The following is a 20,865-nucleotide window of genomic DNA, read 5'->3' on the forward strand; positions in this document are numbered from 1 at the left end:
GCTAAAGGCCTCCGGTCAGGCGTGGAAAGCCGTGGACGACGATGAGACCGACCAGGCCCTGGCCGACGGTGTAGTACCAGAACAGCATGGTGTTATCGAACGTCGTGCGGCGAACGCTGTCGAGCTTGCCTGCAAGCCAGCGGGCGATCGTGTAGAGCCCCATGATGAGCGTCGTCAGCACGAAAAAGATTTGAAGGGAGACGATGGCGTAGACGGCCGCGCCATAGGCATGGACCGATGGGCTCAGGCCGGATTGCCACTGCGCCCAGAGATCCATCCCCGACCCTCCGGCCACGAGCAGGAGCGCCACGGCGATGACAGCCGGCACGGATCGCGAGCTGCGACGGTCGTCTCCCCTCAGCGTCCGACTGGCCCAGGCGATCAGAGCGGCACTGACGATAAAGAGAGCGGCTGCGGTGAGGGGCCAGATCCATTCCGGAAGCTCGGTGCCGCGAGGTGGCCATGCACCCGGATTCACGAGCCACAGAAAGAGATAGGAGAAGATCAGGCAGGTGAAGACCATGCCCGAAACCACCATGAGAACGATCATCGCCCACCAGGAATGATTCATAGGTCCGGTGACATAGACCGGGACCACGATGCCGCCGCCGATGTCGGCAGGCGGACGAACCGGACCTGGATCGGTCTCCCAGAGCCACCAGATCACGCAGCCGATCGCGAGCACTCCGCAGATCACCGATGTGAAAACGAATTTCACCGTCAGGAGCAGGAAGAAGGCGGCCGTAAACACAGCGGCCAGCACCGGCTGCCATCCGGGACCCGGGATCTGAAGGATGTATTGCGGCCGCGCGTCGAACGGGCTCGTCACCAGCGCCTCGCGTCCTCCCGTTGCCGTTCCAGGCAGATAGTAACGACCGTCCTCCACATCCTTCGATAGATTCGGCTGATCCCATAGGGGCTCATGGCTGACGACCGACGGGATGCTGCGCGTCGCATAGTTGCCGTTCGGCAGCCATTCGAGGGTGCCGGCGTTCCAGACGTTGCCGGCATTCTCTTCGCTTGCGAAGCGGAAGTTCCTTGCGAGGTCGACGAGGAAGATCGCGACTCCGGCGGCGATCATGAAGGCGCCGATGGTGGAGACGAGATTGAGCGCCTCCCATCCCATTCCGACCGGATAGGTGTAGACGCGACGCGGCATGCCGATGAGGCCCGTGATGTGCATCGGCAGGAAGGTGATGTTGACTCCGAGGAACATGAGGCCGAACACCCAGCGCCCGAGCCGCTCGGACAGGGCACGCTTGCTCGCCACCGGCACCCAGTAATAGAAGGCCGCGAAGAGCGGAAACACCATGCCGCCGATCAGCACGTAATGCAGGTGCGCCACGACGAAGTAGCTGTCATGGGCCTGCCAGTCGAAGGGCGCCATCGCCACCATGACGCCGGTAAGACCCCCGAGCGTGAAGATGAACAGGAAGCCGATGACGAAGAGCGAAGGCGTCGTCAGCTTCATGCGCCCCGACGCGATGGTGGCGATCCAGGCGAAGACCTGAATGCCGCTCGGCACCGCCACCGCCGTGCTGGCCGCCGAGAAGAAGCTCAGGGACATCTTCGGCAGTCCCGTGGCGAACATGTGGTGGACCCAAAGACCGAACGAGAGAAAGCCGGTGGCGATCAGCGCCAGCACGATCAGGCGGTAGCCGACGAGCGGCGTCTGCGCCATGGCCGGTACGATCATCGACACCATGCCGGTCGCCGGCAGGAAGATGATGTAGACCTCCGGGTGGCCGAAGAACCAGAACAGGTGCTGCCACAGGAGCGGATCCCCGCCCCTCTCGGCAATGAAGAACGGCCAGTCGAAAGCACGCTCCATCTCGAGCAGAAGCGTGCCGAGGATGATCGCCGGAAAGCCGATGACGATCATGACGGCGAAGACGAGCATGGCCCAGGAATAGACCGGAAGCTTGTCGAGGCTCATGCCGACGGCGCGGGTTTTCATCACGCCGACGATGATCTCGATCGCCCCTGCGATCGCCGAGATCTCGATGAAGCCGATGCCTAGGAGCCACCAATCCGCGTTTTCGGCCGGCGAGTACTTGGTGCTGGTCAGCGGAGGATACATGAACCAGCCGCCATTGGGCGCGAGGCCGAAGAAAATCGTGCAAAAGAACACGAGACCGCCGACGAAATAGGCCCAGAAGGCATAGGCCGAGAGGCGCGGAAACGGCAGGTCGCGCGCCGCCTGCATGTTCGGCAGGAGATAGACGCTCGCCGCTTCCACCGCCGGAACAGCGAAGAGGAACATCATCACCGTGCCGTGCATGGTGAAGAGCTGATTGTAGAGATCGTGACCGACGAGGTCGCTTTCCGGAGCCGCCAGCTGTGCGCGCATGATCAGCGCGAGAATGCCCGCCAGGATGAAGAACAGGAACGCCGTGCCGACATACCACAAGCCCACATAGGTATTGTTGACGGCCGTGATGAAGCTGATGCCGCGCGGCGCTTTCCACGCCTTCTCGAGCGCCTCGAACTCGCCCTCGGGGCGCGGCAGCGGGTTGGGAAGATCCGGCTCCTGCGGCTCGAAGGACCTGGGGCGCTCGGGCACGTTCATTTCAAGCTCTCCAGATAGCCGGCGAGCGCGCGAAGATCCTCACCCGTGAACGAGCCGTAGGACGGCATCCGCACGCCCGGCTTGATGTGCTGCGTGTTGGCGATCCAGCCGGCGAGCGTGCCGACATTGTTGGGGAACTGACCTGCCCCGATCGTGCGGCGGCTGCCCACATGGGTCAGATCGGGCCCGAACGCCCCATGGGCCTCCGTGCCGCGCACCACATGACAGGACCCGCATCCGCCGATCCGGAACAGTTCGCGGCCCCGCGCGAGTTGTGGAACGTCCGGCTCCTGCGCGGGCTTGGCCTGCTCCGATCTCCAGGCCTCGAAGGCGGCAGGCTCCAGCGCCACCATATCGAAAGCCATGCGGGCATGCTGGTCGCCGCAGAACTCGGCACAGACGCCACGATAGATTCCGGGCCGCTCGGCCGTGAAGTTGAGGCGGTTGACGCGCCCCGGGATCATGTCGATCTTGCCGCCGAAATTCGGGATCCAGAAACTGTGGATCACGTCGGCGGCAGTCACCGATACCGCAACGGGCCGCCCGACGGGAACGACGAGTTCGTTGGCCGTGGAGAATTCGGGCTTCTCACCCTCGCCCGGATATTTCACCCGCCACCAATACTGCTCGCCGATCACCTCGACCGGCAGCGCGCCCGGCATCGGCACGTCCGTGTCCCGCATGACGATCAGGCCATAGGGCAGAAGCGCCGAGAGGATCACGATCGGAAAGGCAAGGCCGCCATAGACAATGGTCCTGCGGCTACCGAGCCAGGCCCGCCGCTCGGGCGGAGCGAAGATCGCGTACAGCAGAAGCCCGGTGACGAGGAGAAAGGTTAGAGCGCCTCCCACCGTCATGATCACGGTGAGCCAGTAGATCTGCCGTGCGTCGCCGCCTGCCGGATCGAGCGCCGATTGCACGCCGCCGCAGCCCATGAGGGACAGCACGCACGCAAAGGCCGCCGCGCGCGTCGTTGCCGTGCGCAGCCGCCCCGGAAGGCCATGCCGTGTCGCCTCGAGATCCATCCGCCCTACATGGGTCTTGCGTGCATTGAACGGATAAGCTTGGCCGTGAGACTTGGTTCCCGCAAAACATCCTGCTGCAGGCCTCTCGAAAGTGGATTCAGCCTCGCCGCATGGGCAGCTTTCCTGTCCGGCCGCCCTGCCCTCGCCCATGGAACGGCTCCTCACGGGCCGGACGATCTCTGGCATTCCTGGCAAGCCGACCCTCTCGTCACGATTCCTCTCGTTGCATCGAGCCTGCTGTTCATCCTCGGCACGTGGCGTCTGCGAGGAGATCTCGGGCGGCTTCTGCCGGGCTTCGGCCTGCCGCAGATCCTCTGCTTCGCCGGGGGCATCGCAGTGCTGGCCCTCGCGCTCCTCTCCCCGCTGGAGGGGCTCTCCGAGTCGCTTCTGTCGGCCCACATGGTCCAGCACATCCTCCTGATCGCGGTCGCGCCGCCGCTCCTCGTCCTCGGCAAGCCGGAAGTCGCATGGCTCTGGGCGCTGCCCGAGCGCCTGCGGCGCGGGCTGGCTCGGAACGGACCGATGAGAGCGGTGTTCGCTTTCCTTTCGCCCTGCGCCAGACCGATCCCGGCGGCGATGATCCACATGGCGACCCTGTGGATCTGGCACAGCCCGATGCTCTTCGATGCCGCTGTCGCATCCGACCGGCTTCACTGGCTCGAGCATGTTCTCTTCTTCGGAACCGCGCTCCTGTTCTGGCGCGGTGTCATCAAAGCCCGGTCGGGCCGCGAAGGCGCGGCGGCCGCCCTGATCGCGTGCTTCGTCACGCTGCTGCAGAGCGGGTTGCTGAGCGCCCTTCTCAGCTTCGCACGCGAGGCGTTGTATCACACGCCGGAGACCGCCGACTGGGGGCTGTCTGCCCTGGAGGATCAGCAATTGGCGGGCGCGATCATGTCCCTTCCCATGTGCGGGATCTATCTCGTCGCCGGTCTGGTCATGGCACTCCGGCTCGTGACGCCGCCGGGACGGGAGCGGAGGAAGCCATTGTCGGTTGCCCCGTCGGATCTCCTCAAGCAAAGTTCATGACCAGGCGCGTCCTCATCTCCATAGCGATCCTCGCGGCCCTTACGGCACTCTCCGCATGCGGCGACCCGCAGGAGCAATCCGCCGCGTCGAGAATTGCGGGCGGAGAGCCCGAGCAGGGGCGCGCCTTGATCCAGTCCTATGGCTGCGGCACCTGCCACACGATCAGCGGAGTCAGAGGGGCGCGAGGCAGGGTCGGTCCCGAATTGAATGATTACGCGCAGCAGCATCTTCTCGCGGGCTTCCTGCCGAACACGCCACAGAACCTGATCGTGTGGCTGGTCGATCCCGTCGCGCTGAAGCCCCGAACCGGAATGCCGGCCCAGGGAGTGACGGAGATCGAGGCACGCCATATCGCAAGCTATCTCTATACCCTCGGCGACAGCGACGTCCGGGTCTATCCACCCGATCCGCCGCTCCCGCTCCGCAAGGATGGGGCGACAACGGTCGATCTCCCGGAGCCGGCATTCGTTCCATCGGAGACGCAGCCCCGCACACGCCGCAACGTCCCGAGCCAGACCGCCCCAATGTGACGAGTTAGGGCTCCGCGGCGGCTTCCTCCGCATAGGTGGGACGAAGCTGCATCACGATTGTGAGCGCAACGAACCAGAGGCCCGCAAGGCCGACCAGCAGTCCCAGATCGAACCAGGACGGATCGCCTCGGGGCTGAAGGATCCAGATGACATGCGTTCCATGATGCAGAAGTGCGAGCGCGCTTCCCACGATCATGCCGATACGGCTCACCCCGGAGGGAACCAGCACCACGATCGCAATCAACATCAGTCCGTAGGAGACCGCGAGAAGAACGAGATCACTTGGATCGGAACGTCTCATATACCACTCCGCCCCCTGTGGCAGATTGGCGAGCCAGACGATCAGGAATTGCGCGAACCATGTCCAGATTGTGAGCAGGGCCAGCGTCAACAATGCGCGCTCCAGGCTCTTCATGCGCGTGGGAGAGGCAGGCTCAGGCTTGAGCAATGTTAGAAGGATCGCCATTGCAAGGGCGGCCAGAACCTGGCTGAGGCCGAAAGCAAACCCGAACAGGCTCGACCACCAATGCGGCTCGCGCGACAGAACCCAGTCATAGGCTGCAAAACTCATGACCGGTGTCAAAAGGGCCAGGCCGATGGCGCTCGTACGGCGCACATTCTGGGTACGGATCAGCCAGAATGCCAGCCCGACGCAGACCGCTAGATAAACGGCGCTTCTCAACAGATAGAAAGCGGGGCTCAGAAAGGCCGCCCGCAGCGGCGGCAGGTCCCCCCGCCAAGTGGCCCAGGGAAAAAGCTGTTCCAGGCCGAAGGCAGGAGGAATGCCGAGGAGGAGGAGCAAAGGCAGCGTGAGCGCCGCAGCCTCCACCTCGCCGCGCACGGGGGCCAGCCAATGCTCGCTCATGAGATGGCCGATCATCAGCACCGCGAGACTGCCCATCGCGAGGCCCGACAGGCCGACGAACACGATGTAGAAGACTTCCATCGTATTCATGGACGTGCCGCCCCGCGATCCGGGGCCAAGCCCGCGCCTTTGGCCTGCAGGGCTTTGACATAATGTGCGATGGCCCAGCGCTCCTCAGGAAGCACGCGGTCCGCATACGGGAACATCCGCCCCTTGCCATTGGTAATCACCTGCACGATCTGCTCCGGCGACAGCGAGAGCAGGCGCTCTTCGTGATAGGAGAGCGGCGGCGGAAAGCCACGCGAGACCACCGTCCCGTCGCCGCGTCCGGTGGAGCCATGGCACGGGGAGCAGAAGGCCCGGAACCGTTCTTCGCCCCGAGCCATGACGTCTCGTGTCACCTCCGGTCCAGGAGGTGCAAGAGCCGCCTGCCGTGCGGCCGCTCCCCTGGCGATGGTGCCTGGAGGAACGGGCAGATAGGGCCTCTGGACCGTGCGGGTCGAGGCGATGTCATCCCGCTGCTCCGTACCCGTATCGCAGGCTGCCAGACATGCGGCACCAATGAGCGCAACGGCTAATCGCATGCGGGAACCCCCCGCACGATCTGCGGCGACAACGCTTCCAGGAAGCTGCGGGTGGCCCCGCTCTCGAAAAGCGGATCGTCGCTCAGGATGCAGAAAAAGAAGCGATCCTGCGAGGCCCGCTCGAAGCCGTGCACCGCGAAGACCGGATGGTGAAGCCGCGGCAGTCGCAGGACCAGGAGAAGGCCGATCAGGGTCGCGGCGCCGGCCCACAATATGGCGACGATCAGTGTCGAGGGGATGAAGGCGGGCCAGCTGTCGAGAGGACGACCGCCGACATTCAAGGGATAATCGACGGCATTCATCCAATATTGGGTCCCGTACTGGATGCCGGAGCCGATCAACGCCGCGACGAATGCAATCCAGGGAACGATCGTGGTGCGAATTCCGAGCTCCTCGGCGAGATCCGAGAGTGGAAAGGGGCTGTACGCATCGAGCCTGGTAAAGCCCGCACGCTTCGCTGCCTTGACGGCATCCACCAGGGCTTCCGGCGTCCCGAACTCGGCCATGATGCCATGGAGGCGCTGCGTCATGAGGACTTCTCCCGATGCTCGTCATGGCGGGTCTCGAACATGGAGATGACCGGGAGAAAGCGCGCGAACAGCAGCAGGAGGGCCGCAAACAGGCCGACGGTTCCGAGGAAGAGTCCGGTCTCGGCAAGGGTCGGGCTGTAGGTCCGCCAGATCGACGGCAGATGATCCGTCTGGAGCCCGCCGACGATAATTGAGAAGCGGTCGAACCAGATGCCGACGCCCACGGAGATGCCGACGAAGACCCCGGCGATGGTGCTCCGGCGCGCAGCCTTCAGCCAGAGGAGTTGCGGGATCAGGATGCTGTAGACGATGGCCGTCCAGTAAAGGCCGGCATAGTCGCCGGTCATGCGGGTGAACGTGGCTTCCTGTGCAATCCGATCAGCGAGGAGCGCCGACACGATCTCGTCGAGATAGAGATAGCCCGACACGAGGGCGCTCGCGAGGACGAGCTTGCCCAGAAGATCGATATCTCCTTCGTCGATGTACCGCCCGAGCCGCAAGCCCCATCGGAGCAGTACGGCGACCAGGAGTACGATGGACAATCCCTGTGCCAGACCGGTGGCCACGAAGTGAAGCGGCTGGCGCGTCTCGTGCCAATCGGGCACGAGAGTCACGGCGAATTCGAAGGCCACCGTGCTCTGCATGATGAGGATCAGGGGCAGCACCAGGATGGCGACGAGGCGATAGGCGCGCTGGTGATAGGCCCAATCGCGCACCGAGCCCCGCCAGCCGAGGGCAAAGACGCCGTAGATGCGCTTCACGGCTCTACGTCGGGCCCGGTCGCGCAAGGTTGCGAGATCGGGAATGAGACCGACATACCAGAGCAGGCTCGTGACGATGGCATGGGTGCTGATGGCCCAGAAGTCCCAGGTCAGGGTGCTGCGGAACTGGGGCCAAACCTCGAAGGTCGCGGGGTACGGGAATGTCCAGTAGAACAGCCAGGGACGCCCGAGATGGAAGATCGGGAAGATCCCGGCACAAATGACGGCGAAAAGCGCGACGCCTTCCGCAAAGCGATTGACCGCCGTGCGCAGATCGTGGCGGCGCAACACCAGAATGGCCGCGAAGAGGCTGGCACCGTTGGCGATGCCGATCCACCAGGCATAGTTGATCAGGTCGAAGCCCCAGACGAAGGGGATGTTCACGCCCCAGACACCGACACCGAGGATCGTGACCGAGACGAGCGTATAGCCGAGAAGCAGCACGAGCGCGCCGGAGACCAGGAACGCGATCCACCAGATCCAGCCGAAGCGACGGGTGAGCGGAACCTCCGCGACCGTGCTCGTGACGGCTTGGGCCTCGCTGCTCATGAGCTATCCCTTCTCGCGGGAGGATTCGACACGGGCGAGATAGGTCGTTCGCGGCTTCGTGTTCAGGTTGCCGAGCAGGGCATAATTGCGCGGATCTCGCTTGAGCCGGCTCACGACGCTGCCGGGGTCGTTCACATCGCCGAACACGATGGCCTGGGTCGGGCAGGCCTGCTGGCACGCCGTGACGATCTCGTCGCCACCGAGACGTCTGCCCTCGACGCTTGCATCGGCCCGAGCCGTGCCGATGCGCTGGACGCAATAGGTGCATTTCTCCATGACCCCGCGATCCCGAACGGTCACCTGCGGGTTCATGGCATCGGGAGAGGCGGTGTAATCCGTACCCTGATAGTCGAGGAAGTTGAAGCGGCGCACCTTGTAGGGACAATTGTTCGAGCAGGTTCGCGTGCCGATGCAGCGGTTATAGACCATGTCGTTGAGCCCCTCCGACGAATGCACCGTGGCGTTGACCGGACAGACCACCTCGCACGGCGCCTTCTCGCAATGCATGCAGGGCACGGGCTGGAAATAGGTATCCGGATTGGCGGGATCGCCAGCGTGGTACCGGTCGACCCGGAGCCAATGCATCTCGCGCCCCCTTGCCGCTTCCTCCGGCCCGACGACGGCGATGTTGTTCTCGGCCTGGCAGGCGATGACGCAGGCGTTGCAGCCGATGCAGGCATCGAGATCGATCGCCATGCCCCAGGCATGGCCTTCATAAGACCATTCCGGATAGAGCGAGGGATGCTCCGTTCGCTCCTGAACGGGCCCCTGATCAGGGGCCACGACCCGGACGATGTCGCGGCCCTGCAGTGAATGGTGCTGCTGCGTCGAGATCACCGGGATCCGCTCGCCGGCCTTCCCGATCTCGCCCGTGGCGGTCCAGGGCTGACGCGATGGACGGACCGCATAGGCATCGAACCCGATGCCGTTGCCGATCCTGCCTGCGAGCCGGCGGCCATAGCCCAGGGTCAGCGTCACGGCTCCGGGCGCGTGGCCGGGCAGGATCCAGACCGGAGCGCGCACAACCCGACCCTCGACCGTCAGGTCGACGGCATCGCCGGACGACAGGCCGAACACGGCAGCGGTCTCGGGTGCGATCAGAGCCGCATTGCCCCAGACCTGCTTCGTCAATGGCTTGGGCAGCTCCTGCAGCCAGCCGTTATTGGCATAGGAGCCGTCCCACACGGACGGGTCAGGAGCGAAGACCACATCGATTCCACCCGATGTGGCAGGAGCTGCCGATTCAGCTGTCGCACCGAACCGTTCGGTCAACGCGACCGCCGGGGACGCCGAACCCTCGACCACCCCATCCTCGAGCGAGCGTGCCCAGCGCTGCTCGAACCCGTCACCCCAGGCCTCGCGCCACGTCGCCTGAACGAGCACGCGTCCATCCAGGTTCTGCCCCGCCATCAGGCCGAGGAACTCCTCCGCGCTCAATCCCGGCTTCAACGGCATCGCCACCGGCTGCCGCAGGCCCACCGTGCCGTCATAGGCCCGCAGGTCGCCCCAGCTTTCGAGCGGATGAGCCTCGGGAACATGCCATTGGCAGACGGCTGCGGTCTCATCGCGATGCTGGCCGAGATGCAGCGACAGCGGAACGCGGCGAATGAGCGGGGCCAGATCGATATCCGCAGGCGCGGTATAGACCGGATTGCCGCCGAGAATAACGAGATGGGATACCTCACCGGCCTCGATGGCCCCTGCCAGATCGGCGAGCGTGCGCAGATCCTCCGCCATCGGCCTGACCGGTTCGATGGCACGGATCGTCGTTCCGAATGCGCCGAGCCCGGCATTGATCGCATGCACGAGGGCCTGGACCCCGGCCGGTTGCTCGCGCCCTGCCACCACAAGGCTGCGCGCCCCGGCGCCGCGCAGTTCATCCGCGAGTTTCGCGATAGAGGGATGCGGTGCGGAGATCAGGGCGGGGGCTGCGCCGAGAGCGGCCGCCAGCGCCTGAACGAAGGCTTCGAAGTCCCTCGGCCGGAGTGGAATGCGCTCGTCCGCGCGAGCCCCGGCAAGGCTCGGCCGAGTCTCGACCGCAAAGAGATGCGGCAGCGCGCGATCCCTTATCCGCCGACGGGCCTGGAAATCGGCCGCATAGCGCAGATGCCCCGGCTCCTCGGCGAATAGATCACCGCCGAGCGTGACGATGGCGTCGGCCTGGGTCAGATCGTAGACGAGGTCGAGATCCCGGCCGAACACGGTTCTGGCGGCGGCCCGCCTGTTGTCGTCGTCGATAGGTGAGAACCCATGCCATTGCGCATGTGGAAAGAGTTGCCGTGCCTGTGCCACGAGCCGTTGCAGGGTCGGCGACGAGGTCGGTGGCGTCAGGATGTGAAGCCCCTGCCCCTCGGCGACGACGAGTTCGCTCCGGACAGGGCGAATGAAACTCGTCAGTTCCTCCCAGGTTCTCTCGGATCCGTTCTGCCGAGGTGCGTCGGAACGGTCCGGATCGTAGAGCGACAGGACCTCGGCCTGGGCAAACACGTCTGTCGCGCCGAGACTCGCCGGATGCAGCGGATTTCCGTCGATCTTGATCGGCCGTCCCTCCTGCGTCTTCACGAGAACGCCCCGGCCATAACCGCTCAACGGCAGCGATGTGGCAACGATGAGCGGCACGCCCGGCGTGTAGCCGGGCATGTTGGAGCTTTGCGACATGAGCGGGGCGCTCTTAGCGGCCTCACTGCCGTTGCAGGCAGCAAGACCTCCCAGTGCAAGGGAGGCGCTCATCAGTCTGAGCAGGGTCCGCCGGTCGATGGATGAGGCCTGCACGATGTCCGGGAATTCGGCCTCCACATAGCGGCGCACCTCCGGCGCATCGGCGAGTTCTTCCAGGCTGCGCCAGAGTCTCGACCCGTCCTCTGTCGCGAGGCGGGCTCGCAAGGCGTCGAGATCGAGTGGCGCTTCATCACGCATCGCTTCTACCGGTGGCATGTGTTGCAGCTGGTGAGACGCCGGGACGCCTCCTGGTAGAACGCGCGCACGTCCTCCGGCAGGCCTTTGCCGTGCGGCTCATAACCCATTGCGAACACCGCCTCCCGCGGCCGAAGATGCGGCAACGGATTGCGGTGGCAATCAAGGCACCATCCCATGGACATGGTTTGGGTCTTCACCGTCTTCGGCATCTGGTCCACCCGGCCGTGGCAGGTCTCGCAGGCCACTCCCTCGGTCACGTGAACGGCGTGATGGAAATAGGCGAAATCCGGCAGACGATGAACGGACGCCCACGTGATCGGCTGACCGAGGATGAAGCTCGATCGGACCGGTTCGAGAACACTCGCTCCCACCCACACCTGCGAATGGCACGACATGCAGGTCTGGGCGGAAGGCATGCCCGCGTCCGCCGCGCGTTCGACGGTTGAATGACAGTACCGGCAATCGATACCCAGCGAGCCGCTGTGCAGATCGTGGCGGAAGGGGATTGGCTGTGCCACCGGCTTGCCCACGTTCCAGGTATTGCCGGAGCGTGCCCAGACATAGGCCGTGACACCTCCGGCCACGATCCCCAGGCACGTGAGCACGATGGCCACCCGGAACAGAGTGGTTGCCGCCGGTGTGAAGAGCTGCGCCATCGCCCGTGCCGCGCACCCTTTGCTGAATCAGGCAATCAGCCCGAGAAGAAGCTTCGCTGTTGACACAATCGGTTCAGCGCCGCTTCGTTCCCTCAGGATGGTCGAAGCTCGATGCGGTCGGGACGGGTGAACACCTCGAAGGCATCGCCGCGGGCTATGGCCACCAAAGTAATTCCGCAGCTTTCCGCCACACGCACGGCGAGACCCGTCGGCGCCGAGATGGCAACGAGGATCGGCGCACCCATACGAGCCGTCTTCTGCACCATTTCGACGGACACGCGGCTGGTCAGCAAGACAAGACCGTCGGAACAGGGCTCTGATGCCCTGGCAAGGGCTCCGGCAAGCTTGTCGAGTGCATTGTGACGTCCGACATCCTCCCGAATAGCGACCACGCCTCCATCCGGACGCCAGAAGGCCGCGGCATGGATGGCCCGCACCTCCCGATTCAGGCGCTGAGCCTCCGAGAGATCAGCCATGGCGGCTTTGATGGCGCCGGGCTGCAACCGAAGAGAGCCCGTGACCGACTTGACCGGGCGCGTGGCCTCGGCGAGGGACTCCATGCCACACAAGCCGCAACCGACAGGTCCTGCCAATGCGCGCCTGCGCATCTGGTAGGAGCTACCACATCGATCCGCCAGCCACATCCTGATCTCACACCCAAGATCGTGCTCGACGATGTCCATCGAGTTTAGATCTGCAGAGTCGGAAACGATCCCCTCGGACAGGCTGAAGCCGAGGGCGAAATCTTCCAGATCGGATGGGCTCGCCATCATCACCGCATGCGTGGACCCGTTGTAGGTCAGGGCGACGGGTGTTTCCTCCGGCACCACACGTTCGCCGGCGGCACAGACGTCCTGTGCGACGCTCATGCGCGGCAAGCGGATGACGGGCGATAGGTGCAAGGTCATTCCGCTGCCTCCGGCTGCTGTTGCTGCAGGAGCTCAATGCGGATCGGAATGGATTTCGCAGCGGGCACCTTGCTTTGATCCGCATGATGCCAAACCGGAATCAACGGATTGCACTCCGGATAATAAGCCGCACAGCAGCCCTCGGGAATCTCATAGGGCGTGACGCGCAAGCCGCTGACCTGACGCAGGACGCCATCATCAACGGCGGTTGTCAGCGTCACGAGATCCCCTTCCGCCAGTTTCAGACGAGCGATGTCGCTGCGGTTCATGAAGAGCACCATGCGGGTGCCGCGAACCCCCCTGAACCTGTCGTGATAACCGTAGACTGTCGTGTTGAACTGATCGTTGGAGCGCACCGTCATGAGCTTGAGGACATTAGGATCCTGCTCCGCGATGCCGAGGTCCGCTTCCAGGCTCTTAGGCACCATGAAGTTGGCCTTGCCCGTCTTAGTTTTCCAGCGCCGTTCTCGCGCTGCAATGGGACGGTGAAAGCCCCCCGGCTTCCACATGCGCTCATTGAAGCTGCGGAAATCCTCCGGATAGGTTTCCTCGATCGCATCGCGAACGCGAGCATAATCGGCCACCCACTCATTCCAGGGAACCTTGTCATTCACTGGGAGCGTCGCCTTCGCGATCTCCGCGACGATGCGCGGCTCCGACAGAAGGTCGGGACTTGCGGGCTTAGCCACGCCCTTGGAGCCGTGGATGCACGCTGTGGAATCCTCGACAGCGACGGCCTGAGGTCCGGTTTCCTGCTCGTCGATCTCGATGCGTCCGAGGCACGGGAGAATGTAGGAAATCTCGCCAGGAATGAGATGGTTGCGATTGAGCTTGGTCGAGATCTGCACGGACAGACGCAAGCGTGTCCAGGCCTGCTCCAAAGCCGCCGTCTCCGGCGCAGCTCGCACGAAGTTTCCACCGAGCGCAACGAAAGCCGTTACTTCGCCCTTGATGATGCCTTCGCAGACTTCGACCGTCGTCATGCCCTTCCAGCGCGGCGGCTCGAATCCGTATTGCTCCTTGAGCTTGTCGAGAGGCACCAGCTCGGGCTTTTCCGCGATGCCGACGGTGCGCTGCCCCTGCACGTTGGAATGCCCGCGCACCGGGCAGATGCCGGCGCCCGGCTTGCCGATATTGCCGCGCAGAAGAAGTAGATTGACGAGCATCTGTACGTTCTCGACGCCGGCTTTGTGCTGGGTCAGCCCCATGCCGTAGATGCCGATGACGGCATTCGCCCGAGCATAGACGGTCGCAGCGGCTTCCAGTGTTGCCTGCGGGAGACCGGAGCGGCGCTCCAGTTCGGACCACGACGCTTGCCGGGCAGCTCGGGCGAATTCTTCGAAGCCATAAGTATGCTCGGTGATAAAGGCATGATCTAGAACCGGCTTGCCGCCGACCTCCCGTGCCCGATCGTCGGCTTCGATCAAGGATTTGGCCATCCCCATAAGCGCCGCGATGTCACCACCGATCTTCACCTGATGATATTGCGACGAAATACGCGTTTCCGAGCCCGTCAGCATCTCGGTCGGCGCCTGCGGATTGGTGAAGCGCTCGAGACCGCGCTCCTTCAGAGGATTGAAGGTGATGATGGGGACGCCGCGCTTCGAAGCCTCCTGGAGCGGATGGAGCATTCGTGGACTGTTGGTACCGACATTCTGACCGAAGAACAGGATGCAGTCGGTCTTCTCGAAATCGTCGAGGATCACGGTACCCACGGAAACGCCGATGCTTTGAGGCAAAGCCACCGAGGTGCTCTCGTGGCACATGTTGGAGGAATCGGGGAGGTTGTTGGTGCCGTAGAGCCGGGCGAACAGCGCCCACATATAGGACGTTTCGAGCGACGCACGGCCGGACGCGTAGAGCACCACTTGGCGTGGATCGAAACCTTTCAACTCCTGGCCAATCTCGTGGAACGCGTCCTCCCAGCTGACGGGCACATAGGTATCAGAGGCCGCGTCCCAGCGCATGGGATGTATCAGGCGTCCGGCCTCCTCGAGATCGTGATCGGACCAGGTTCTGAGCTCTGAGAGGGTATGCTCGGCGAAGAACTCGGGCGTCACCCGCTTGGTGGTGAGTTCCCATGCCGTGGCCTTGGCGCCGTTCTCGCAATATTCGAAAAGATGCGGCTCCGCCGGCTTGGCCCAGGCGCAGCTCACACAGGCATAGCCGTCCGGCTTGTTCTGCTTGAGTAGGATCGCGTTGCCGCTGACGAGCCGCCCCTCCCTCGTTAGAATGCTCTCGACGGATTTGAGGGATCCCCACCCTCCTGCAGGTCCAGGATAGGGTTGGATCTTCGGCTCGTCGTTCATGGGGCCAGCCTCCCGCTTGCCGCCGTTCACGCGCGGCGGTCGACATAACCTATGTCAATGATCGGAAAGCCTGACCGTTCCGACGGGTCGGACCGAGGCTATGAAAGTCGCAGGTGGGACATCAGCGACGGCACCTCGCCAAAATCTGCAGTCTGATGCCGAAAAACCTCATCAAATAGGCTAGACAGGGAGCATGCGGTTTGTTACACGCACGGCCTCTTCAGCGGACATCGCGCCGCTGAACTCGCTTCGGCGACGGGTGTGTAGCTCAGTTGGTAGAGCAGCTGACTCTTAATCAGCGGGTCCAAGGTTCGAATCCTTGCACACCCACCAATCTCTTCAAGGACTTAGCTGAAGTCGCCTCCGGGACAGATCGGTTTTAGGTAACGCATTAGGTAACACCTAGGCGTGTTATGGCGTGAGCGGGCTGCGATCCCGACCTGCTGCTCCTCGTCGACTGCTGTAGAGGCCACGGGCTTAAAGTCCATCAGCTTCTCGGACCGCTGTGACAATAGTGACAATAGGTCGTGTTTCAGGCGCTATCGGCAGAGTGGCGCTCGACAAGCGGAGCGGATCGCCCGCGCAGGTGGGCTCTCCAACATCTGCTCCGATAGCTCCGATAAATGCAGTTTTGGGTTGGAGCCCTGCGACGGTTTGGCGGGTGTCTGGGCTCTCGCGTGGCGGCGCACACGATGATCAGCGGCCGCGCCTCTTCTCCTCCGTGCCCTGCGGTCGGCAATCTCCATGGTGCTCATGACGACTTGGCACCGTCGTCTTCCGGCACCCCGAAGGCGTTCACCTTCGTGATCGGGCCGATGACCCGCACGATAGGAAACGGGTTGTCTTTCCGGCCTTCGAGGGCACCCGATGCTTCCAGGGCCGCCATCTGCCGGTCGGCGTCGGCTCTGTCAGCCGCTCGGATGACGGGCCAACAACGAACTTCCTGACTGGCAGCCGATGCCTGCTCCAATCGACGGGTGCGGGTTCTCAGAGTGCGGCTCATCGCAATTTCTCCGCTTCGAGGCTTTCCAGCCGTTCCAGGGTGTCGGTGGTTTCGACGGCCCGGATGTAGCGGTCCACGAGCCGGGACAGGCCTTCCGCCTCAGAAGGCGTGAGGTCGCCGGAGGCAACGGCCTCGACGAGAGCTGCGCTGGCTTTCACAGCGTCGGCGGGCGTCTCCAGGTTCGGTAAGGCGAACGTCACAGGCCGATCCTTCCGAGGCGGTATGATCCGGTCCATCACCAGCCGCATGACCGTCGTGTCGCCCTCCAGCGCCATCTCGATGGCCTTGCGGGTCAGGGCTTCAGCCTCGCCGTCCAGGAGGGCCTCCAGCGCCAAAGTTGCCTTGTTGCGCGATCCACTCGGCCGCCCAGAGTTGCCCAGCTGAAAGGGCTTGCCCCGCGTTCTCGCCGCGTTCTTACGTGGATTGGGAGCGTGCTCTGTCATGAATGCCCCGTTTCCGTCGCCTGAGGCAGCTCTTGTTCAAGGGTCAGTTCCATCGTCACGCTCCTTTCAGCGTCATCAAGCATCTCATCTCGGGCGCAACGGCGGAGCGGGACCGGAGCGGCTATGGGGCGGCGGCTTGCGAGTATACGACCGGAGGGCTGGCCTGGATTCAGGCCGCAATGCCGCAGGGATCAGCTTGCATCCTGCTGGCGCTGCTGGGCTGCGCGAGGGTTGTCGAGGACACTTTAGGAATAAAGTGATCTCAGCGGAGGTACGGCCATTGCCCTGCGGCAGGATTCCCCAACGCCCGCTATGCTCTCCAAGCTTGGCCAGAGCATTGCCCCCAACTGCTCCTAATCCAAGCGGGAGAGGTCGGAGATGGTGCCATTTCTGGCCTCTCCTCTCAACCCCGGTGAAACGCGACGGGGCCGGGTGCGTTGTAGGCATGAAGGCTGTCCCTAGCCCGGCCTTCTGGCTCCCAGAAACCGGCCTCCTCAACCGCAGACCACGTGGGTGAGGAGGCATTGCTTTGGCCCATGCGGTGCCAAGCATTCGCGCTCCGGCTCAGACCTGCTGCGGAGCGATTTTTACTGAATAGAGCGCGCGGCGTTCCATACTGGGCGGTATGCGAAATTTGCGGTCCGCTGTGGCCGCCTATCGGCGATCCCAGTCCGCCGCCAGCTCCTCCAGGTGCTGGGCCGCCTCGAATAGGTGAAACTTGGCTTCAAGGAGTGAGACCTGCTCTGCAAGAGTGCGGATCCTCTCAGCCTGCTGGCGATACTCGGCCACCTTGTCGGGGCGGAACGCATCCATGATTCATGTCTCCGATGATTTCCTTACTTTCCAACGGCCAAAAGGGGGCGTGGTTCGCGATTCCGTAAGCGCGTTACGCACAATTCGCGTTGAATGGTTCGTTATGTCGAGTGAAGAGGATTTGGCTCTCGCCCAGCCCGCAGACCGTGAGCGTGCATCGGTACAACACGGCTAACGCGGCCGCCGCATCGCGGCGCTCCCCTAAGGTCACGTAGGCGTGGAAAGCCTCGTCGACCTCGGCCGCCGGGAGCAGCAGCGTCTCTCCAGGAGCCAGGTGCGCCAATCTGGTTTGCAGGTCCGTCGCTTTCACGATCCCTGGCCCATCGAAATGTGCTTCGTCAAAATCATCGCTTCCGCATGAACCGGTTATGGGAGGCGGCGGCGAGCGCAAACAACAGCGCACAGGCCGTCACAGTGACGATCAAATGGGGGACGAAATGCTCTACCAAGGCTGTGGGAGTGAAATCAGGATGGTCATGGCTGAAATGCCGGAGGGTGGCGAGGAAAATGCCCACCACGAAGCCCACGACGGCGGCCAAGGGGATGCTCCACGGCTGACCTGATGTCAGTCTCATGGTGACGCTGGTTTTCATTGTGGTGGAGGTATCCGAACTCCTGCGTCCGATAGATACCACTGCGATACCACTCCGGTAAATCGCCTAACCTAAGTTACGTTAACGGGCAGTGTATGGCTTTTATTCCCCGCTAGAGGTTAGCCAAGATGTTGTATTGGCAGAGCTTGGGCCGGCCGCTAGATACCAGAATAGGACCTTAACAATAACGATTCGGTCCAAAGTCCCGGTTGAGCAGCCTGACGCTGCCTTGGCCTCAGAGGCTTCCAATGCGCTGCTATTTCCACCTGGTGAACAGTCACGAATCTATCCCGGATGACACCGGCATCGAGGTCTCGGATTTAACGACCGCACAGGACATGGCACTCCAAGCCATCGAGGATATCCGGGTAGAGGCGATTCAGCAGGGCGCATCCTGGCAGGGCTGGCGGCTCGATATCGTGGATCGCTCCGGACGTGTCCTCCTGTCGATTCCCCTCGATCCCACATTCCACTGACGACGGACAGGGCCTCAGGCGCTCTGAGCCGATGGCAGCTCCACCACCTGCGGCGTTGCCATCTGCCGGATCACGGCGATGATGGTGTCGGGCAGGTACGGCTTGGCGAGGAACGCCACCCTGTCCGACAGGTCGTCAGGACCCGGTCGTTCCCGACCTGAAGTGACGACGATCCCGATTCCCGGCCAACGCTCCTGAATACTCCGGGCTAGCCTGAGGCCGTTCATCGACCCTGCTGGCATCTCGATGTCTGTCACCACCACCTGAACGTCGGGACGGGCTTTGAGGACAGTTAGAGCCTCATCGGCATTGACCGCCTCGAAGACCTTGAACCCGGCCTCGTCCAGGAAGTCGGCCATGAACATGCGCACAAGGGTCTCGTCCACGACCACGAGGACCACCATCCGGGGCTCAGCAACAGACATGTGACCAGCGATCTACAGACAACTTCGGAGAAGTCTCAACGGCATAGGCTCAGGCTTGGTTCCGGCCTGCCATGAGCCTCGAAAGATTTTAATAGAATTCGTGAAGGAATAAGGCGACGCCTGTCAACGTTTGACGACTATGCAGCGTCAATTGAACTTTGGATAAGCTCATGCCTCACGATCAACACTCACAAGACATCTCGCCTGAACCTGTGCCGACGAATGTCACCAACACCGGGCCATCATTTCAGCGTGCGACGATCCTTTTTGCAGCGTCCTTCGGATCCTTCATTGGAGCAAGCCTTCTGCTCGCCAGCATCTGACGCGAGGGCAGGCATTGGCAGTCCCTCGGGACGGCGACAGGAGTTGTCACCATGGCTCAAGACGAGATGGACCAAAGAGTTGAGCTGGTCGCGCAGGCCATCCATGAAGCTCAGCCACAAGCCTGCTCGTGGGATGCTGAACCTGCTATCCGCAGAGAGCACTTCCGGGAGTGTGCCCGCAACGCCATCAAGCTGCTGGACGACGACATTGGCGTTCTTCTTCTCGCGCTGAAAGAGGCCACAGCAGAACGGCGGCAGAGAGAGTCTCTGTTCAATCCCGCTCATAAGTCTGCGGCAGGAGTTGCTGGTAGCGCTGACGGATAATCTCGTAGCACTCACACGCCGTGTTCTGGAGGGCAGGACGGTCAATGACCGTAATCGCGCCCCTGCCTTGGCGGATCAGGCCCTTGTCCTGCAGCGTGCGCGTCACCTCGCTCACCGTCGAGCGCTGCACCCCCAGCATCTCGGCCAGGAACTCGTGCGTGAGAGGGAGATCCCCTTTTCCCACTCGGTCCTGAGACATGAGGATCCAGCGACAGCAGCGGGCCTCGACGCTGTGAACGGCGTTGCACGCGACCGTCTGCAGCGTCTGAGCCATCAGCGCCTCCGTGTAGTGCAGGATGAGTTGCCGGATGGCAGGGCGGGCTGCCATCGCCTTATGCATCCGAGTAACTTCAATCCGCGATGCCGTGCCCCCCAGTTGGACGATGTAGCGTCCGAAGGCCTGGGGAGTCACAAAGGCACTCACCAAGCCAAATAAGCCCTCGCAGCCGAACACGGCCATTTCGGCAGACTTGCCGTCCCGCATCACAGTGACGAGGGACACCATGGCATCATGAGGGAAGTAGGTGTACCTAATGGTCTGCCCGGGCTCATAGAGCACCTGACCTCGTTGCAGTTCAAGGAAGGCCAGGTGCGGCTCCAGAGCGGCGAAATCCTCTGTCTCCAGAGCGGCCAGGAGCCGGTTGTTCTGATGTCGTGGCAGTCGCTGGATCTGGGCCATGGCAGCGCCTTCTACCGACGCGGACGCAGCAACCCATCATACAACGCCGGAGAGGTGCCGTATGGTCCCAATGCATCTTCATTCGGGTGGGGCGTCACGCACCGCCTCTCGCTCCAGTCTTCTTGGGGACGAGCACCCGTTGAGAGCGGGCGATGCGGCTGCGAACACCGCACCCGATCATCCCGATGAAGCAAAAGATTTTCCAGATCTGTCGTCTATCCGACTGACGCCAAGGGCAAGGGGTGAGTACGCCGGTTGAACCGGCCCCGTGGTTAGCAGCGGCGGGCCGCACCTTGGAGCGCCCTTGAGACGGGGGCGCTTTCTTTTTATCGGCGGCACCCGCTCGTCGGCTACATCGCAGGCGTGCCAGAGTCGTTGCACGCCCGGTAACAGGTTCATCATGCCATACTCTCCGCATGACCTATTCCCGCGACAGAACCGCCGTCTTTAAGCTTACTGGCCAACCCGTGCGCTGGGGAATGGCCCGCTATCTGCCGTCACCACTTCGGCCGGCATCCCCTCGATTGCCGGTACTCCCTTGATCTCCTGATCGCGTGC

At 63.1% G+C, this 20,865-nt stretch carries 21 protein-coding genes and 1 tRNA gene; 6 read left to right on the top strand and 16 right to left on the bottom strand.

Features of this window, described 5'->3' with window-relative positions; all coding sequences use genetic code 11:
- Position 1 precedes the first annotated feature (1 nt).
- Together ACD578_RS13680 and coxB are read right to left on the bottom strand one after the other, a co-directional pair.
- The gene (locus ACD578_RS13680; RefSeq protein ID WP_404285761.1) at positions 2–2,569 is read right to left on the bottom strand and encodes a cbb3-type cytochrome c oxidase subunit I; all 2,568 of its coding nucleotides are present in this window, start codon (positions 2,567–2,569) and stop codon (positions 2–4) included.
- Entirely contained in the window at positions 2,566–3,594 is a 1,029-nt protein-coding gene (coxB, locus tag ACD578_RS13685; RefSeq protein ID WP_404285763.1) for a cytochrome c oxidase subunit II, read from the bottom strand. Before coxB ends, ACD578_RS13680 begins: the two co-directional genes overlap by 4 nt.
- Before the next feature lie 45 nt (positions 3,595–3,639).
- Here coxB and ACD578_RS13690 point away from each other — a divergent pair, with 45 nt between their 5' ends.
- Together ACD578_RS13690 and ACD578_RS13695 are read left to right on the top strand one after the other, a co-directional pair.
- Positions 3,640–4,620 carry a cytochrome c oxidase assembly protein gene (locus tag ACD578_RS13690; protein WP_404285765.1) on the top strand — a complete coding sequence of 327 codons (981 nt, stop codon included), beginning with the start codon at positions 3,640–3,642 and terminating at the stop codon, positions 4,618–4,620.
- A complete protein-coding gene (locus tag ACD578_RS13695; RefSeq protein WP_404285767.1) occupies positions 4,617–5,150 on the top strand; it encodes a c-type cytochrome in 534 nt (177 codons plus the stop codon). The genes ACD578_RS13690 and ACD578_RS13695 overlap by 4 nt, the downstream gene beginning before the upstream one ends.
- Positions 5,151–5,154: 4 nt before the next feature.
- On the opposite strand, the gene ACD578_RS13700 is transcribed toward ACD578_RS13695, so the two are convergent.
- The 8 genes from ACD578_RS13700 to ACD578_RS13735 all read right to left on the bottom strand — a co-directional run bounded on the left by ACD578_RS13700 (position 5,155) and on the right by ACD578_RS13735 (position 15,228).
- The gene (locus ACD578_RS13700; protein ID WP_404285769.1) at positions 5,155–6,105 is read right to left on the bottom strand and encodes a hypothetical protein; all 951 of its coding nucleotides are present in this window, start codon (positions 6,103–6,105) and stop codon (positions 5,155–5,157) included.
- Positions 6,102–6,599, bottom strand: a complete 498-nt coding sequence (locus ACD578_RS13705; RefSeq protein ID WP_404285771.1) for a c-type cytochrome — start codon at positions 6,597–6,599, stop codon at positions 6,102–6,104. Before ACD578_RS13705 ends, ACD578_RS13700 begins: the two co-directional genes overlap by 4 nt.
- Positions 6,590–7,129, bottom strand: a complete 540-nt coding sequence (locus ACD578_RS13710; protein ID WP_404285773.1) for a DUF3341 domain-containing protein — start codon at positions 7,127–7,129, stop codon at positions 6,590–6,592. The genes ACD578_RS13705 and ACD578_RS13710 overlap by 10 nt, the downstream gene beginning before the upstream one ends.
- Positions 7,126–8,439 carry an NrfD/PsrC family molybdoenzyme membrane anchor subunit gene (gene nrfD / locus ACD578_RS13715; protein WP_404285775.1) on the bottom strand — a complete coding sequence of 438 codons (1,314 nt, stop codon included), beginning with the start codon at positions 8,437–8,439 and terminating at the stop codon, positions 7,126–7,128. Before nrfD ends, ACD578_RS13710 begins: the two co-directional genes overlap by 4 nt.
- Before the next feature lie 3 nt (positions 8,440–8,442).
- Positions 8,443–11,355 carry a TAT-variant-translocated molybdopterin oxidoreductase gene (locus tag ACD578_RS13720; protein ID WP_404285777.1) on the bottom strand — a complete coding sequence of 971 codons (2,913 nt, stop codon included), beginning with the start codon at positions 11,353–11,355 and terminating at the stop codon, positions 8,443–8,445.
- 5 nt (positions 11,356–11,360) lie between these two features.
- Positions 11,361–12,011 carry a cytochrome c3 family protein gene (locus tag ACD578_RS13725; RefSeq protein WP_404285779.1) on the bottom strand — a complete coding sequence of 217 codons (651 nt, stop codon included), beginning with the start codon at positions 12,009–12,011 and terminating at the stop codon, positions 11,361–11,363.
- 92 nt (positions 12,012–12,103) lie between these two features.
- Positions 12,104–12,919: a formate dehydrogenase accessory sulfurtransferase FdhD gene (gene fdhD / locus ACD578_RS13730; RefSeq protein ID WP_404285781.1), complete on the bottom strand. Its 816-nt coding sequence runs from the start codon at positions 12,917–12,919 to the stop codon at positions 12,104–12,106.
- Entirely contained in the window at positions 12,916–15,228 is a 2,313-nt protein-coding gene (locus ACD578_RS13735) for an FdhF/YdeP family oxidoreductase (protein WP_404285783.1), read from the bottom strand. The genes fdhD and ACD578_RS13735 overlap by 4 nt, the downstream gene beginning before the upstream one ends.
- A gap of 257 nt (positions 15,229–15,485) precedes the next feature.
- Here ACD578_RS13735 and ACD578_RS13740 point away from each other — a divergent pair.
- Positions 15,486–15,561: transfer RNA gene (locus ACD578_RS13740), tRNA-Lys, on the top strand.
- A 418-nt stretch (positions 15,562–15,979) separates the two neighbouring features.
- On the opposite strand, the gene ACD578_RS13745 is transcribed toward ACD578_RS13740, so the two are convergent.
- Together ACD578_RS13745 and ACD578_RS13750 are read right to left on the bottom strand one after the other, a co-directional pair.
- Positions 15,980–16,231 (bottom strand): hypothetical protein, encoded by a 252-nt coding sequence (locus tag ACD578_RS13745; protein WP_404285785.1) that lies wholly within the window; start codon positions 16,229–16,231, stop codon positions 15,980–15,982.
- Positions 16,228–16,674, bottom strand: a complete 447-nt coding sequence (locus tag ACD578_RS13750; RefSeq protein WP_404285787.1) for a hypothetical protein — start codon at positions 16,672–16,674, stop codon at positions 16,228–16,230. Before ACD578_RS13750 ends, ACD578_RS13745 begins: the two co-directional genes overlap by 4 nt.
- A 2-nt stretch (positions 16,675–16,676) precedes the next feature.
- On the opposite strand from ACD578_RS13750, the gene ACD578_RS13755 reads away from it, so the two are divergent.
- Entirely contained in the window at positions 16,677–16,934 is a 258-nt protein-coding gene (locus tag ACD578_RS13755) for a hypothetical protein (protein WP_404285789.1), read from the top strand.
- A gap of 394 nt (positions 16,935–17,328) precedes the next feature.
- Here ACD578_RS13755 and ACD578_RS13760 read toward each other — a convergent pair whose 3' ends face one another.
- Positions 17,329–17,487: a hypothetical protein gene (locus ACD578_RS13760; RefSeq protein WP_404285791.1), complete on the bottom strand. Its 159-nt coding sequence runs from the start codon at positions 17,485–17,487 to the stop codon at positions 17,329–17,331.
- A gap of 344 nt (positions 17,488–17,831) precedes the next feature.
- Positions 17,832–18,026: a hypothetical protein gene (locus ACD578_RS13765; RefSeq protein ID WP_404285793.1), complete on the bottom strand. Its 195-nt coding sequence runs from the start codon at positions 18,024–18,026 to the stop codon at positions 17,832–17,834.
- 302 nt (positions 18,027–18,328) lie between these two features.
- Between ACD578_RS13765 and ACD578_RS13770 the strand changes: the two genes are divergently transcribed.
- Complete coding sequence (locus ACD578_RS13770; RefSeq protein WP_404285795.1) at positions 18,329–18,556, top strand: DUF6894 family protein; 228 nt, start codon at positions 18,329–18,331, stop codon at positions 18,554–18,556.
- Between the two features lie 14 nt (positions 18,557–18,570).
- On the opposite strand, the gene ACD578_RS13775 is transcribed toward ACD578_RS13770, so the two are convergent.
- Positions 18,571–18,981 (bottom strand): response regulator, encoded by a 411-nt coding sequence (locus tag ACD578_RS13775; RefSeq protein WP_404285797.1) that lies wholly within the window; start codon positions 18,979–18,981, stop codon positions 18,571–18,573.
- 374 nt (positions 18,982–19,355) lie between these two features.
- Here ACD578_RS13775 and ACD578_RS13780 point away from each other — a divergent pair, with 374 nt between their 5' ends.
- Complete coding sequence (locus ACD578_RS13780; protein ID WP_404285799.1) at positions 19,356–19,628, top strand: hypothetical protein; 273 nt, start codon at positions 19,356–19,358, stop codon at positions 19,626–19,628.
- Here ACD578_RS13780 and ACD578_RS13785 read toward each other — a convergent pair.
- Positions 19,576–20,307 (bottom strand): Crp/Fnr family transcriptional regulator, encoded by a 732-nt coding sequence (locus ACD578_RS13785; RefSeq protein ID WP_404285801.1) that lies wholly within the window; start codon positions 20,305–20,307, stop codon positions 19,576–19,578. The two genes, ACD578_RS13780 and ACD578_RS13785, sit on opposite strands and share 53 nt — an antisense overlap.
- Positions 20,308–20,865: the final 558 nt, after the last annotated feature.

This window comes from Microvirga sp. RSM25 (genome assembly GCF_044784385.1).
GTDB lineage: Bacteria > Pseudomonadota > Alphaproteobacteria > Rhizobiales > Beijerinckiaceae > Microvirga > Microvirga tunisiensis.

Bases quoted from the DNA above. Each gene is read 5' to 3' on its own strand.
- ACD578_RS13680 (WP_404285761.1), bottom strand. From the start codon at position 2,569: ATGAACGTGCCCGAGCGCCCCAGGTCCTTCGAGCCGCAGGAGCCGGAT.
- coxB (WP_404285763.1), bottom strand. From the start codon at position 3,594: ATGGATCTCGAGGCGACACGGCATGGCCTTCCGGGGCGGCTGCGCACG.
- ACD578_RS13695 (WP_404285767.1), top strand. From the start codon at position 4,617: ATGACCAGGCGCGTCCTCATCTCCATAGCGATCCTCGCGGCCCTTACG.
- ACD578_RS13700 (WP_404285769.1), bottom strand. From the start codon at position 6,105: ATGAATACGATGGAAGTCTTCTACATCGTGTTCGTCGGCCTGTCGGGC.
- ACD578_RS13705 (WP_404285771.1), bottom strand. From the start codon at position 6,599: ATGCGATTAGCCGTTGCGCTCATTGGTGCCGCATGTCTGGCAGCCTGC.
- ACD578_RS13710 (WP_404285773.1), bottom strand. From the start codon at position 7,129: ATGACGCAGCGCCTCCATGGCATCATGGCCGAGTTCGGGACGCCGGAA.
- nrfD (WP_404285775.1), bottom strand. From the start codon at position 8,439: ATGAGCAGCGAGGCCCAAGCCGTCACGAGCACGGTCGCGGAGGTTCCG.
- ACD578_RS13720 (WP_404285777.1), bottom strand. From the start codon at position 11,355: ATGCGTGATGAAGCGCCACTCGATCTCGACGCCTTGCGAGCCCGCCTC.
- ACD578_RS13725 (WP_404285779.1), bottom strand. From the start codon at position 12,011: ATGGCGCAGCTCTTCACACCGGCGGCAACCACTCTGTTCCGGGTGGCC.
- fdhD (WP_404285781.1), bottom strand. From the start codon at position 12,919: ATGACCTTGCACCTATCGCCCGTCATCCGCTTGCCGCGCATGAGCGTC.
- ACD578_RS13735 (WP_404285783.1), bottom strand. From the start codon at position 15,228: ATGAACGACGAGCCGAAGATCCAACCCTATCCTGGACCTGCAGGAGGG.
- ACD578_RS13745 (WP_404285785.1), bottom strand. From the start codon at position 16,231: ATGAGCCGCACTCTGAGAACCCGCACCCGTCGATTGGAGCAGGCATCG.
- ACD578_RS13750 (WP_404285787.1), bottom strand. From the start codon at position 16,674: ATGACAGAGCACGCTCCCAATCCACGTAAGAACGCGGCGAGAACGCGG.
- ACD578_RS13755 (WP_404285789.1), top strand. From the start codon at position 16,677: ATGCCCCGTTTCCGTCGCCTGAGGCAGCTCTTGTTCAAGGGTCAGTTC.
- ACD578_RS13760 (WP_404285791.1), bottom strand. From the start codon at position 17,487: ATGGATGCGTTCCGCCCCGACAAGGTGGCCGAGTATCGCCAGCAGGCT.
- ACD578_RS13770 (WP_404285795.1), top strand. From the start codon at position 18,329: ATGCGCTGCTATTTCCACCTGGTGAACAGTCACGAATCTATCCCGGAT.
- ACD578_RS13775 (WP_404285797.1), bottom strand. From the start codon at position 18,981: ATGTCTGTTGCTGAGCCCCGGATGGTGGTCCTCGTGGTCGTGGACGAG.
- ACD578_RS13780 (WP_404285799.1), top strand. From the start codon at position 19,356: ATGGCTCAAGACGAGATGGACCAAAGAGTTGAGCTGGTCGCGCAGGCC.
- ACD578_RS13785 (WP_404285801.1), bottom strand. From the start codon at position 20,307: ATGGCCCAGATCCAGCGACTGCCACGACATCAGAACAACCGGCTCCTG.